Origin of the sequence: Sphingobacterium sp. ML3W (assembly GCF_000747525.1) — a bacterium.
Classification (GTDB): Bacteria; Bacteroidota; Bacteroidia; order Sphingobacteriales; family Sphingobacteriaceae; genus Sphingobacterium.
In genome coordinates this window covers 2,978,505-2,991,436 of record NZ_CP009278.1, presented here as the reverse complement: position 1 = coordinate 2,991,436, position 12,932 = coordinate 2,978,505, and the positions used below count along the sequence as shown (strand labels likewise).

Sequence of the window (12,932 nt, the reverse complement as noted above, 5' to 3'; positions counted from 1 at the left end):
CTCAGGTAAACGTTAAATTTAACCTTACAAAAAATGATTAATTTTTATAAGGATGGGAGAGTACATGCCTATTTTAAGGGTATTCTCCAGTCCATTTATAACCTAAAAAACAAGTGCATGCAGCTAGGGATAGCACGTCGATTTCCTACAGCTGAATATGCGCTTGAAAATAATATTGCACATGCAACTAATGTGTGTTTTGGTAGTCAGGTTTTTACTGATGATATTTCGTCTATTCTTGAGGATAGCTGCGTACCTGAGTGGGGATTAGGTTGCCATTCGTTTGGCAGTTCTTCGACCGTTGTTCGGCAATTTCCCGAAGCCCAGTCGAAGCGGAGTCGAACAGCACCCGAACAAGTGTCGAAGCGGTCTCGAACAAGTGTCGAAGGATACTCGAACAAACCTCGAACAGGAACCGAAGAAAAGGCAGAGAAACACCAAGGAAACAGCAAAGAAATAGCAACGGAGGTGCAAAGTAGGCCCCAAGAAATAGCAACCAATAAGCCTACAAACGGCAAAGAAATAGCAAAGAACAGGCAAAGAAATAGCAGAGCCGAAGCAGAGGATTGTGTAGAAATAAGCAGAAGGGAAGCAATGGAGGTGGTTTATTCTGATAAACTTCTGACCAACTTCGTACCAACTTCTAACATTCTACGAGTGGGCTTCGAGCTGGCTTCGAATTTTCTTCGAGTCAATCCGTATGAAAACTCAAAGCCAACTCGAATAAAATTGGATAAAAAGCCGGAGAATGGCAGAATAAGGTCAGAAGAAAGGGGGAAAAAGATCTGTAGCAGGATAGGAGTTAGTGAGGATAGGTTGTTCTCAAATTCGGGTCAGCATCGTACTGTGTTCGTACCAGCTTCGAAGTATTTACGAGTTGCTAAATACCCTTTAATTACCTTCCAATTACCTTTTCTTGGGCAGCCGATGTGCGCAGGATGTGTCAGGGGTGTGCAGGAGATGGGTGAGGTCCGAAGCAGATTAGAAGCAAGTACGAACCCGGTACCCAGAATGTACTGTTTAAGTACTGTTAGTTCACGGGGAAGGTACCGAAAAGGTACTGGGAGTGTACTAAGAAGCTACTGGAGAGGTACCAAAGAGGTACTAAGAAGCTACTGGAGATGTACGGCGTTTTGTAAGTTCGAGGTGTCTTCTGATCGAGAAGTAGGTAGTTCGATCTTGGAGGGTGCGTTATCTCAAATAAGCTCTTTTAAGCCTTCTAAATTATTGAGTCAAGTATTTATTCGTTTTGTTTATGATAATTTCTTGAATCGTTTAAAACGCAACTCAAACTTAATGCAAGGGGTGAGGAAGGTGGTTGAAAATAAGGGTGTTGTCCGTTTATGTGGTGCTGCAAGGTTATCGATTGCACAGATTTTACTGTTGTTGATGACGTTCGGAACATTAGTTAGCCAAGCCCAGAACAAACAGGGCTATGTATTGCAGGGTACGGTCGTATCCGCAGTGGACAAGAAGCCACTTCAAGGCGTATCAGTGCGTGTCGAAGCCGAGAATATCAAGATATCCACTAAGAATGACGGTACGTTCAGCATACCAGTAGCACACCGGAAAGGAAAAGTGAAATTCACTAATGTTGGTTACAAAACAGTAGAGCTGGAGTACACTTCCGGAGTGATATTGTCTGTACAACTAAATGCATCCGATAATCAACTGGAAGAAGTTGAAGTAGTGAGTACAGGATTCCAAAAAATCCCGAAAGAAAGAGCAACTGGTAGCTTTGAATTTGTGGATAATAAACTCTTCAACAGAAAGGTTTCGACAGACTTTGTGAGTAGGCTAGAGGATGTGGTGCCTAGTATATCGTTTGATAAAAGTTATGCTCCAGGTAGAGGGAAAGTTCTTGGATTTAGTATTCGTGGTGAGGCAAGTTTGACCACTATAAAGTGGCCTTTAGTCGTTGTTGATGGTGTACCGTATGAATCAAACTTTGATTTTTTGAATGGTTATTTTAATAATATTAATCCCAATGATATTGAAAACATAACCGTACTTAAAGATGCGGCAGCATCATCCATTTGGGGTGCAAAATCTGGTAATGGGGTGATTGTCATAACCACTAAGCGAGGGAAATATAATCAACCCTTTCAACTTTCGGTAAACAGTAATGTTACAATTGGAAGGAAGCCTGATTTGTATTATTATCCGCAGATGAATACTTCAGATTATATTGATGCAGAAAAAGAACTGTTTGATAAAGGCTATTGGAATAGTCGGATGAACCGATATAGTCAGAATCTAACCCCGGTTATTCAATTATTGAAAAAGCATAAGGAAGGTGATTTAAGTGATATAGAGATGAACAAGGAGTTGGATGGCTTGCGAAGTATTGATATGCGAGAAGATTTTTTGAAGTACATCTATCACGAGTCTGTGAATCAGCAATATAATGTCCAGTTGAGTGGTGGTTCTGAAAACATGAACACTTCTTTTTCTGTTGGTTATGATAATAATTTAGGGGATTTAGTAACGTCCTCTTATAAAAGACTGACCATGAAAAATAATACTCAGATACGTCCAGTTAAGAATTTGATTTTGGATTTGGGAGTTACTTATACAGAATCAAAAAGAAAAGATGCTAATACGGCGATGGTTGGTTATAATCTAATGGGAAGAGGTACTGGGAATTTCCCTTACATGCAGTTGGCTGATCGAGATGGTCAAGCATTAGTTGTAGATGCCATCAGTTATAATCCAATATTCCGAGATACTGTGGCGGGTGGGCGATTATTGGATTGGAAGTATAGGCCATTGGATGAACTAGACCAAACTCATCTTTTAACAAATATTCGTGAGACTTTTATTAATATAAAAGGTACTTATCGGATTACTAAATTATTAAGCTTATCGACTCTATATGCTTATCAAACTGCAGGTCAACCATCTGAAACTTGGAGAGGTATGGGGAGTGTTCATCAAAGATCAGCAATTAATTATTTAACATCATGGAATAAAGATATGATTACTTGGAATATGCCTGTCGGAGATTACTTATATAAGTTGCATCAATATAATAATACTCATCAAGGGAGGTTCCAATTAGATTTTAATAAAGAGTTTGGTGATACGCATGAATTAAATGTTATAGCTGGAACAGAGGTAAGGCAGATTAAAAGCGAGGTTATGAGTACTGTCTTAAATGGATATAACCCAGAAGTTTTAAGCTACCAAAATGTTAATTATGGCAAACCCTTTCCTGCTTTAAATGGCATAGGAGGTGCAGCTATGATCTATGATTACTCACAACTAGGTAAGTACATAAATCGTTATATTTCATATTTTGCCAATGCTTCATATTCTTATGCCAGTCGTTATATCTTAAGTGGGAGTATTCGTAAAGATGCTTCTAACTTATTTGGAGTGAAAGCAAATGGAAGAGGGCAACCCTTTTGGTCTTTGGGTGGCGCTTGGTTGTTATCAAAAGAAAACTTTATCAATAATCAGGTATTCCCAATGTTAAAATTGCGTGCTACTTATGGGTATAATGGTAATGTGAATAACAGTACGGCAGCATATCCCATTATTAGTATACAATCTTCTCCAGAATATATAACGGGTCAGCCATATGCGAGTATGCAATCGCCACCTAATCCTAATTTACGTTGGGAGCGTGTCGGGATGCTGAATTTAGGTTTGGATTTTTCATTTAAAGATCGCATATCGGGTTCGATAGAGTATTATATTAAACGACCCAAAGATTTGATTGCAGGAGCGAAAATTGACCCGTCTACGGGTTATAGCTCGTTGAATGTGAACTCTGCGAATTTGGATGGACGAGGTGTGGATATTTCAGTCAATAGTTTGAATATTAAAACCGGCTCTTTTAATTGGACTTCTAATTTGGTATTTGCTTATAATAGAACAACCGTCAAACAATCGTATTTAACTAATGATAGAGCAAGAGATTATGTAACTGGGCCATATAATCTATTATTGAGCCCTATTGAAGGGATGGATCTTTATAGTTTACTTACTTATAAATGGGCTGGCTTGGACCCTGAAAATGGGATGCCACGTGGTTATGTTAATGGGAAAGTTTCTACTGATTATGGAATAATTGTAAATCAGAGTAAGGTCGATGATTTGGATAATCATGGGTCATTACAACCTGTTCATTTTGGTTCATTTCGTAATAATTTCACATATAAGAATATGGAGTTGTCTTTTAATATATCCTATAAACTCGGGCATAAATTCTTGAGGAGTTCTTTTAATAATCGTTGGTTTATTGATCGAGGTGTTGGTCATTTGGATTATGCTTTGCGCTGGCAACAACCAGGTGACGAGTTAAAAACTGATGTGCCTTCTTTCACTTACCCTAATGATTTATATGCGAGTGATTTATATTACTATTCATCCGCATTAGTGGAATCGGCCAGCCAAATTAAACTACGTGATATTCAATTGAGTTACACGTTAAAAGAATTAGAAAGGGTTGGATTGAAGAATGTTCGTGTTTATGCTTATATCCAGAATCCTGGAACCATTTGGCGAGCTAATAAATTAGGTCTTGACCCCGAATATGGGGACGCGATTCCTGATCCCTTGTCTGTTTCTTTAGGTTTTAATTTTAACCTCTAAATCGAATATCATGAATAGAATATTACTAAAAACAATCCTACTTGTAGCTGTGCTTATAAGTAGTTCCTGTTCTGGTTTTTTGGATCTGAAGCCTGATCAAAAAATGGTCGTTCCAAACTCTTTGGAGCATTGCGAATTGTTGTTGGGCGACTATACAGCAATGAATACAGGTTATCCGACCTTGGGTGAGGTGGCCAATGATGATTATTTTTTGAATTCATCGAACTGGTCTGCTATATCGGAATATGAGGACCAACAAAGCTATATCTGGGCTGTTGATATGGTATTATTAAATAATCAATGGCAAAACCCTTATAAAGTGGTTTACTTGAGTAATCAGATTTTGGATGTGGTCTCCAAATTAGATCAAACACAGGATGTACATAAATATAATAAAGTCGTGGGGGCAGCTCATTTCTTTCGGGCTTTTGCTTTCCATCAGGTGGCGACGACCTTTACCATGCCTTACCGAGAAAATACTGCTGCTCAAGAAATGGGGATACCCTTACGTCTGAACCCAGATATGGATTATAAATCGGTACGTGCGAATTTGAAGGAAAGCTTTGTGCAAATAATATCGGATTATAAAGTGGCGATAGCACATCTACCTAAAACGGAAACGCTTAAAGGAAGGCCACATAAAGCCGCTGCTTATGCTGGATTGGCTCGTGTTTATTTGGATATGCAGGATTATAAGCAAGCGTATGGTTATGCGGATTCATGTTTGCAATTGCAAAAGGCGCTGTTGAACTATAAAGAGTTGAATCAAGATGCAGGCTTTCCAATTGATCGCTTTAATAAAGAGGTGCTATTTCCTGCTATTGGGGTATATACCCCTTTGTTGTCTCATTATCTAGCTCGAATCGATACTAATCTCTATGAAGAATATAGTGAATACGATTATAGAAAGAATATCTTTTTTCAACCCAATGCTAATGACGTGGATAATTATGGGTTTAAAGGCTCCTATGACAATTCGGATGCACAACCCTTTGTAGGTTTGACGACGAGTGAAGTATACTTGATTCGAGCAGAGGCAGCTGTTCGTACAGGGAAAGTTGCTCAAGCTTTGTTTGATATCAATACGCTTTTGAAAAACCGGATTGATGCAGCTTTTTTCAATCCGATAACAGAAATAGATCCTGGTAAATTGCTTCGTATAGTTCTTGAAGAACGACGAAAGGAATTGATTTTCCGTGGACAGCGTTGGTCCGATTTGAAGCGGTTGAACCAAGATGATCACTTTAAAAAGACATTGGTTCGTGTCATCGATGGAAAAGAATATCGACTAGAACCCAATAGTTTGAAATATGCTCACTTGATTCCTGATTTAGTCATATCAGAATCTGGAATGCCTCAAAATAAAAGATAAAGCTATGAAAAAAATATTATTAGTAATAATTGCAAGTTTTTTTTTGTGCCCAGTAATTTGGGCACAAAAGAAAATCGACCGCAGTAAAGAATTGAAAATAGGGCAGGTGTTACCAGATCTGCCCTTGCAAGCTCTTATTAATTATGAACAAACTAAGATAGACATCAAATCCTTTCAAGATAAAGTAGTCCTACTTGATTTTTTTGATACTTTCTGTAGCAATTGTATAGCCGCTATGCCGAAACTGCAGAAGTTACAGGATGAAATGGGGGATAAGCTTCAGTTGATTTTGGTGACTTGGCAGGATCAAAAGACCATTGAAAAGTTTTATCAAACGAATAGTTTCTTGAAAGAGCATCAAGTGAAACTGCCTACGATCTATTCTGCTGATCTCTTGCGTAACTATTTCCCCCATAAAGGGGTGCCACATACCGCATGGCTCTACCAGAATAAGGTGCAAGCGATTACCTATTCGGATTTTGTGACAAAGGAAAATATAGGTTTGCTGTACAAAGATGGTGCTATTCAATTGCCTTTGAAATCTGATTTTAATGATGGGTTGAATAAGGAAAGCGATGCATTGGGGCAAGAGCAGCTTGTTGGTTCAGTCAAGATTTTTGGATATAAAGATGGTGTAGAAACAACAGGTATTCAAATTGCTGTTGATTCTATATCTAACTTACAGAAGACGACTTTCTATAATATGGATATCTTGGGGGCATATACAGCCGCTTGGAGTAAAATTAAAAAACCAACATTCTTGATGAAAGATGAGCGTATAATTTGGAAAGTCAAAGATTCAAGTAGGTATCAATATCCAAAAGGTGGTGATGGAAAGAATGTATGGTTATTGAAAAATGGGATTTGCTATGAGAGATACGATCAAATCAAAAGGTCTGAGTCGGAGCAAGCGGAGATTATTTTGAATGATTTGAATGGATTTTTTGGTCTTAAAGTGTATTGGTCAACCAAAGAAATTCCAAGTTTAGTTATTCGAAAATTAGAAGGTGAGAATAATAAAAATATTCAATTGCACAATAAAGATGGTGGTTTGGGAGGGACAGGAGTATTGGCTTTTATGCTTGATTATCAGGGGGATTTCCCACCAGTAGTGGATGAGGTAAATTCGATGATGAATATTCAGATCAAAGATTACTCGAACATAGAGAACCTGAATGAGCAATTAATAGGATATGGATTAAAACTAGTTATGGAATTAAGACCAATAGAAGTCTTAGTTTTTGAAGAGGTTAACTAAAACAGTTACGGGGTAGTGGATAGCTACCCCGTTAAAAAATATCTATTTTGCTTCGGAGCCTAGCTCCTAGGCATTAGTGCGATTGGATAATCCTTCTAGTCTCTCAATTGTACATTTGTCGACGCCGTACGGTTGTGTAAAGCTAAAATCATTTCATCTTTTAATGCCGCAGATAGGATAGGTTTTTGACCAGAAGTATCTGGTGTTGCCTGTACTGCACAGATTTGATCTTGCCCTCCACATGAAGGTGTATTATTCAATGTATAATCTGAAGATTGTGTAGGATTAGAGCCGGTTAATTCAAACCAAGCCATAATAGTATACTACTTATCTTAAACTTTATCATATTTTTTAAATTTATTCCCAAGCTCACCCTTGGGTGTGCTATCAGTATCTATGGCGTCGGGACATTGGTTCGTTCGGCCAAACTGTTTTTTTCCCCTTTACCCAGTAGGGGAAGGTTGTAAATTTACGTCCATGTGCATTGTGCACCGGACCGGCGCAACAACAGCTTCCGAGTAAAGAACCCAGGCTTTGCCCGATTTGGTCAACCATCCTGCAGCATAGCGCTGTGGCTGCATAGCTTGTGCTTGCAAACCTGATGTTGTGTGGTGGTCTTCCAAATTGTTCTTTTCTATTTGTCTGCTTTTGCATGATCTTTTATTTAATCTTTTTTCGTTTGCGTTATAAATTCCCTGCTCTTTTGGAGCTATTGAGATGAATGGTTTTTCTTTTCTCTATTTCATTAATATCTTATTTCAAAGGTACAGCGAACACCGTATTGGGTGTTATGCCGAATCCGTTTCTCGACTATGCCGAATCCACAGTTTGATAAAATGGTGCTTATCCGCCTATTTAAGATCTCTTGTATTGACTGAGTGATTGCCCTGTCTTTTTTTTGAAAAATCGGTTGAGTTCACTTGGCCCTGAAAAATTGAGTTCTTCAGCTAATGCCGCATATTGATTGGGATAGTCATGGAGCTGTTGGATGATACGGCCCAGCAAAAGCTGATTGCGGTATTCTTGAAAACTACAGTTATAGAGTTGCTGATGGATGCGATATAATTTGTTCGGATCGATCTGTAGGCTTTTGGCAATATCTTGAATTCGAGCTTTTGCGCCGAATTTGTTAATCGTGAGCTGTAGATAGTCGCGTGCATTTTCAATAAGCTCAACCGTGGTGCTGTGTTTGGTGTCGGCCGTTAATATCTTATGTCTGGATAGATAAATGAGGTAGATCTGATGGTGGAGCAGCACATATTCGTTGTCCATGACTTTAGGGTTGATCCGATCGAATGTGGTCAATATCGCGTTGTAAGTTAATGGTCCGATCATAAACTCCATACTGTATAGGATACGTGGATCGGCTGTCCGCTTGGCCTGCACCAAAGGCATTAGAAATTCAAATGGTCGTTCTTGATTGGGGCGGAACAAGCCTGCATCTAAGGTGATACCCGTGATAATATGGTGGCCAGCGGGAAGCGTGAGCATGAGTTCGGTTTCGGGAATGTAGAGGTACAGACCGCGCTGTTGTTTGAGATGTAGGTTAAATGTGGTTTCATTTTCTGTTAACAGCATAGCATAGCCTGTGCTTTCTAATGGGTAGCATATATGAAGGTCGGGCTTTATGGAGCTGAACGAAAGTGATACAGGTGTACTGATCCAAAATTCGTAATAATATAGGTAAGCATAGCGACCATCAAAGGTCTGCTCTGCAAATTGATTGTCGTCAAATTCCCAGTAACGACTATCAGCATGGCGCATGGGGTAGGTAACAAGTTGATCAGGATGCATGATTTCCTTTGCATCTGGATGTGGATTAAAAATGATGGATCTTATCATAAGGGAGTTCAAAGATTGCAGGTTTGTGTGGCCGAAAAAATAATGTACCCGGTACCGACCGAACTTTTAGATTCGGTCGATGATGGGTCTATCCAATCAGCTCAAAACAATCATTATTCATAGTTTATTGGTTTTTTGGGAGATTAAAGGAAGGAATTGGGATCGGTACAATATTCCTTTAACAGGGCAACTACTGCAATTGATATCTGATCCAGATGGAAATGGGTAGACGGATTGGTACGGACTGCTCTTGGTCGGATTGATCAGCTATGTTGTTGATCATAGCGGGGTCGATGACGACCAAATCTTTGTAATGGTCGTCCGGTGGTTTTTCATCCTTTTGAAATTGGATATACTGTCCCGATTCCCAGGTTTCAGCAATTCCATTTCCGGTCGTCATCTTAAATGCTGGCGTCATTGTCGCAATGTATGCTTGCTGGCTTGGGCTCATGTAAAAGTAGTCTAAAAGCAATTTTGCAAGATCAGTTCGGGCTAGATCCATCATGTCTTGACGTTGGATAATGCTCATTAGAAACAATTCCGTTTGGAATGAAACGACACCTGTATTGTCGAAATTTTTTTTCATATGTGTTTTTATGATTTAATGAATCACAAATAAAAAAACAAATATTGTCCTCGGCAAGTGCTTTAGGAGGGATATTTTCATTATATACACTATAGTGTATATAATGAAAATATTAAATTACGCGGTTTATATGTAATAAAATAGATTTTTAGTGTTTAATTAGTTTGAAATAGTTAAAAATATTGTGAAAATTGTGTTTTTGTAATGTATTGAATAATAAATATTATTATATTTAATTTTTATTGTCATCTGAATTATTTAATCCTAAAACCAACTTTCTCTGTCTTATGCAATCTGCTCGATTTTTTCAAAAATTATTGGTCTACATTATTGGTGTTCTTTTATGCACCTTGCTCATCAATCTCGGTAGTGCATGGCATGATCCGATGGCTCGATTGAAAAGCGTACCGTTTCGTACAATCTTGCTGATGACTGTTCCGCTTCTTTTCGTATACCTCATGTTATTGTCTTGGTTCATTAATTTTTGGTATACCGATTATAATGGTTTATATAAGTTGTCAAGGAAATGGCAGTATAGTTTGTTTGTACTGCTGGCAGTAGGTGTAATTGTATCACTTCATATGATGGTACTTCATGTGGCAATAGGATTAAAGACTGGTAAGTCTATATTTTCTATGGCATATTTTAGAGCTGACTTCTGGTTTTTTATCACACCACTGTTCAGCTATTGTTGTTTTTTGTTTGCTCGTCCGCAAGCAGCACTTCTACCTTTTCATAATACTAGAAAAATTTTGATGGATTCTTATGCCTTGATGTCTGAACGATCTGTTTTGGACAACGCTTATCGGGAACTGCGTCAAGACCATCATGTACTGTCAAAAGATCATAAATATCTATTGCATGATCATGAATCTTTAAAGATCAAAAGTGATGCGTTACGTGTTAAGTCGATTGATATACAGGAAAATAACGAAGAGAAAATTAAAGTAATGAAAGCTGAAAACTTGGCTTTAAAAAATCAAGTAGATTTATTAGGTAATCGGGAAGCTAAGAAGGTGAATAAATTGTTTCCATCTATTAAAAAATATGAATTGGATGGGAAAGGTGAGTGGCCTTTGATATGGACAGAGGCACGAATTATGGATGCATTGCTGCATTTTATCTGGGATCGGCATGTATATCATGGTGTACAACCAAGTGGGGAAAGTCGTGTGTATGAAGTGATGCTGACCCTAAAGGTCGGAAAATATAATATCGGTGTTTATGTTTCGGGAGAAAAATGGATTTTGGATGACCAGGAAACGGCATTTTTGTTGGATAGCCCTTGGATGAAGAAGGTGAATTCGGATGTGACATTGAATATGCTGTATTGTAAAAGCACTGTTTTACCCGGTGCGCAATCCACGGGTAAGAATAATCTCTTAATTAATGATTATTGTCAAAACGTTTTGGATGAAATGGTTGAGTATGATCAATTGAAGCAAATATTATTGTCTAGACATTTTAGAAAAAGCTTTAAAAAATTTTGGGAACCCGATTGTTTACTTAAAATGGATGCAGCAAGATTGTACGATACATTAAGCAAAAAAGAGTAAGCGATTAATTCATCTTTAACAGTAAGGTATTGGGCTTTCAAGTTGTGCAACCTTGACCTGGATACCCAAGGATTCGGTACCGTGCATTAACACTCAATTTATGTTAAGTTTTATTAAACGAATCTGTCAACAACTGGAAAACATCACCCAGTTGTTGGAAAAATCTGTGCATCAGGATGAGGTATGTTCGAGTACGAAAGCATGTCACGATGCGGAAGCCGATCCTCCGCAAATGCTTGTTCTGCTCGATATCAATCAGGTGATAGACCTGTTGAAGATTTCTGAAGCGACCTATTACCGCTGGGTAAAACAGGGCGAATTGATACCGCGAAGAAAGGGAAAGCGCCACTATTATTATATGTCCGATTTGGACAGGCAACTAAAAGAAGGTAGGAGAAGGGGGCGAATTTAATTGGTAATGCCTTTAAATAAGAAAAAGCTAATCGAAAGATTAGCTTTTTCTATTTAGCACTTTTTACAATTTCTTGTTTAGTCCATACTTGTATCTGGAGCTTTGCCGATCAGTTCCATAAATTGATCTAACTTAGGGGTAATGATGATTTGAGTCCGTCTATTTCTAGCCTTTCCATCCTCGGTATCATTAGGTGCGATCGTATTATATTCCCCACGTCCAGCTGCGGTAAGACGTTTTGGATCTACTCCGTAGTTGTTTTGCAAAGCCATCACTACGGAAGAAGCTCTTAAGGTACTTAAATCCCAGTTGTTGCGGATATTAGGCATGTTAATAGGGACATTATCCGTATTACCTTCGATGAGTACATCGTAACTGTTGTAATCTGTGATAATCTTAGCGATCTTAGATAATGTTTCTCCTGCTGTTTCTGAGATTTCATAGCTTCCAGATTTATAGAGCATATTATCAGCAAGGGATATATATACGACTCCTTTTAATACCTGAATATCTACATCTCTGATTTCTTCTCTGCTTAGAGAACGTGTGAGGTTGTTGGTTAACACTAAATTGAGTGAATCACTTTTGTTTTTACTGTTTACAAGCTGTTGAATGTATTTGTTAGACGAATTGATTTCATCCACAAGCTTTGAAATATTCACATTTCCTTGATTGCTAGAATTCAGACAGTTGTTTAAGGCTGTCTGTAAAGCGGCAACATTTGATTTTTCGGAAGCGATCTGCTCATCCAGACTCTTAATCCTGATTTTTGAGCCACTTAAATCATTTTCAGTTGCCTGCAAGCGGCTATTGAGGTCTTGATTACTTTGTTGTAGCTGCGTGTAATTTGCTTGTAGTGCGGCAAATTTTTTATTACTCGTACAACTGGATCCTAAAGTTGCTAGCGCTAGGAGGGCGCAAATTATTAGCGGATATCTCATCGTTATAAAATTAATAAGTTATTTCATCGATCGCCTGACCGAGTGCAAAACACAAAACTGTTTGCCGTCCAGGCATACGACCTGATGTTAATACATAGTATAACATAAACGAATAAAAACGGTTCTTATTTTAACATATAATGGTTTGCTGTATAACCGCTTTCTTTTACAGCGCTTTAGGGTTTTTAGTAAACAATGCTCTATTATAGTTAACGACATCGGGATGGGATGGAAATGGTGACCTAGCTGAAAGTTCGGCAATAGCTTTATCTCTCAGAATTGGTGCATCTTCTTTCACGCCATCTGCTAATGCTTGTTTTAATTCTGCAGCATTCAATTCTGTACAGTAAGCTATTTTTTTTATTC

11 protein-coding genes are annotated in these 12,932 nt (G+C 38.2%); 5 read left to right on the top strand and 6 right to left on the bottom strand.

Features of this window, described 5'->3' with window-relative positions; all coding sequences use genetic code 11:
- Positions 1-33: 33 nt before the first annotated feature.
- The 3 genes from KO02_RS12800 to KO02_RS12790 are packed head-to-tail and all read left to right on the top strand — an operon-like array spanning position 34 to position 7,229.
- Complete coding sequence (locus KO02_RS12800; protein ID WP_081918376.1) at positions 34-4,599, top strand: SusC/RagA family TonB-linked outer membrane protein; 4,566 nt, start codon at positions 34-36, stop codon at positions 4,597-4,599.
- A 10-nt stretch (positions 4,600-4,609) separates the two neighbouring features.
- Positions 4,610-5,971 (top strand): RagB/SusD family nutrient uptake outer membrane protein, encoded by a 1,362-nt coding sequence (locus tag KO02_RS12795; protein ID WP_038698869.1) that lies wholly within the window; start codon positions 4,610-4,612, stop codon positions 5,969-5,971.
- 4 nt (positions 5,972-5,975) lie between these two features.
- The gene (locus KO02_RS12790) at positions 5,976-7,229 is read left to right on the top strand and encodes a TlpA family protein disulfide reductase (RefSeq protein WP_038698867.1); all 1,254 of its coding nucleotides are present in this window, start codon (positions 5,976-5,978) and stop codon (positions 7,227-7,229) included.
- A 95-nt stretch (positions 7,230-7,324) separates the two neighbouring features.
- On the opposite strand, the gene KO02_RS12785 is transcribed toward KO02_RS12790, so the two are convergent.
- The 4 genes from KO02_RS12785 to KO02_RS12775 all read right to left on the bottom strand — a co-directional run bounded on the left by KO02_RS12785 (position 7,325) and on the right by KO02_RS12775 (position 9,657).
- The gene (locus tag KO02_RS12785) at positions 7,325-7,543 is read right to left on the bottom strand and encodes a hypothetical protein (protein WP_038698865.1); all 219 of its coding nucleotides are present in this window, start codon (positions 7,541-7,543) and stop codon (positions 7,325-7,327) included.
- Positions 7,544-7,616: 73 nt separating this feature from the next.
- The gene (locus tag KO02_RS23590; protein WP_144243320.1) at positions 7,617-7,883 is read right to left on the bottom strand and encodes a hypothetical protein; all 267 of its coding nucleotides are present in this window, start codon (positions 7,881-7,883) and stop codon (positions 7,617-7,619) included.
- Between the two features lie 201 nt (positions 7,884-8,084).
- Positions 8,085-9,071 carry an AraC family transcriptional regulator gene (locus KO02_RS12780; RefSeq protein WP_038698863.1) on the bottom strand — a complete coding sequence of 329 codons (987 nt, stop codon included), beginning with the start codon at positions 9,069-9,071 and terminating at the stop codon, positions 8,085-8,087.
- A gap of 190 nt (positions 9,072-9,261) precedes the next feature.
- The gene (locus KO02_RS12775; protein WP_038698861.1) at positions 9,262-9,657 is read right to left on the bottom strand and encodes a hypothetical protein; all 396 of its coding nucleotides are present in this window, start codon (positions 9,655-9,657) and stop codon (positions 9,262-9,264) included.
- Between the two features lie 287 nt (positions 9,658-9,944).
- On the opposite strand from KO02_RS12775, the gene KO02_RS12770 reads away from it, so the two are divergent.
- Complete coding sequence (locus tag KO02_RS12770) at positions 9,945-11,213, top strand: hypothetical protein (protein WP_038698859.1); 1,269 nt, start codon at positions 9,945-9,947, stop codon at positions 11,211-11,213.
- A 100-nt stretch (positions 11,214-11,313) separates the two neighbouring features.
- Positions 11,314-11,625 carry a helix-turn-helix domain-containing protein gene (locus KO02_RS12765; RefSeq protein WP_038698857.1) on the top strand — a complete coding sequence of 104 codons (312 nt, stop codon included), beginning with the start codon at positions 11,314-11,316 and terminating at the stop codon, positions 11,623-11,625.
- A gap of 77 nt (positions 11,626-11,702) precedes the next feature.
- Here KO02_RS12765 and KO02_RS12760 read toward each other — a convergent pair whose 3' ends face one another.
- On the bottom strand, positions 11,703-12,566 hold the full coding sequence (locus KO02_RS12760) for an OmpA family protein (protein ID WP_038698855.1): 864 nt from the start codon (positions 12,564-12,566) through the stop codon (positions 11,703-11,705).
- A gap of 166 nt (positions 12,567-12,732) precedes the next feature.
- On the bottom strand, positions 12,733-12,903 hold the full coding sequence (locus KO02_RS23800) for a hypothetical protein (RefSeq protein WP_158500290.1): 171 nt from the start codon (positions 12,901-12,903) through the stop codon (positions 12,733-12,735).
- Positions 12,904-12,932: the final 29 nt, after the last annotated feature.

Excerpts from the sequence above, each read along its gene's own strand:
- KO02_RS12790 (WP_038698867.1), top strand. The coding sequence starts at position 5,976 with ATGAAAAAAATATTATTAGTAATAATTGCAAGTTTTTTTTTGTGCCCA.
- KO02_RS12795 (WP_038698869.1), top strand. The coding sequence starts at position 4,610 with ATGAATAGAATATTACTAAAAACAATCCTACTTGTAGCTGTGCTTATA.
- KO02_RS12780 (WP_038698863.1), bottom strand. The coding sequence starts at position 9,071 with ATGATAAGATCCATCATTTTTAATCCACATCCAGATGCAAAGGAAATC.
- KO02_RS12770 (WP_038698859.1), top strand. The coding sequence starts at position 9,945 with ATGCAATCTGCTCGATTTTTTCAAAAATTATTGGTCTACATTATTGGT.
- KO02_RS12760 (WP_038698855.1), bottom strand. The coding sequence starts at position 12,566 with ATGAGATATCCGCTAATAATTTGCGCCCTCCTAGCGCTAGCAACTTTA.
- KO02_RS12775 (WP_038698861.1), bottom strand. The coding sequence starts at position 9,657 with ATGAAAAAAAATTTCGACAATACAGGTGTCGTTTCATTCCAAACGGAA.
- KO02_RS12765 (WP_038698857.1), top strand. The coding sequence starts at position 11,314 with ATGTTAAGTTTTATTAAACGAATCTGTCAACAACTGGAAAACATCACC.
- KO02_RS23590 (WP_144243320.1), bottom strand. The coding sequence starts at position 7,883 with ATGCAAAAGCAGACAAATAGAAAAGAACAATTTGGAAGACCACCACAC.
- KO02_RS12785 (WP_038698865.1), bottom strand. The coding sequence starts at position 7,543 with ATGGCTTGGTTTGAATTAACCGGCTCTAATCCTACACAATCTTCAGAT.
- KO02_RS12800 (WP_081918376.1), top strand. The coding sequence starts at position 34 with ATGATTAATTTTTATAAGGATGGGAGAGTACATGCCTATTTTAAGGGT.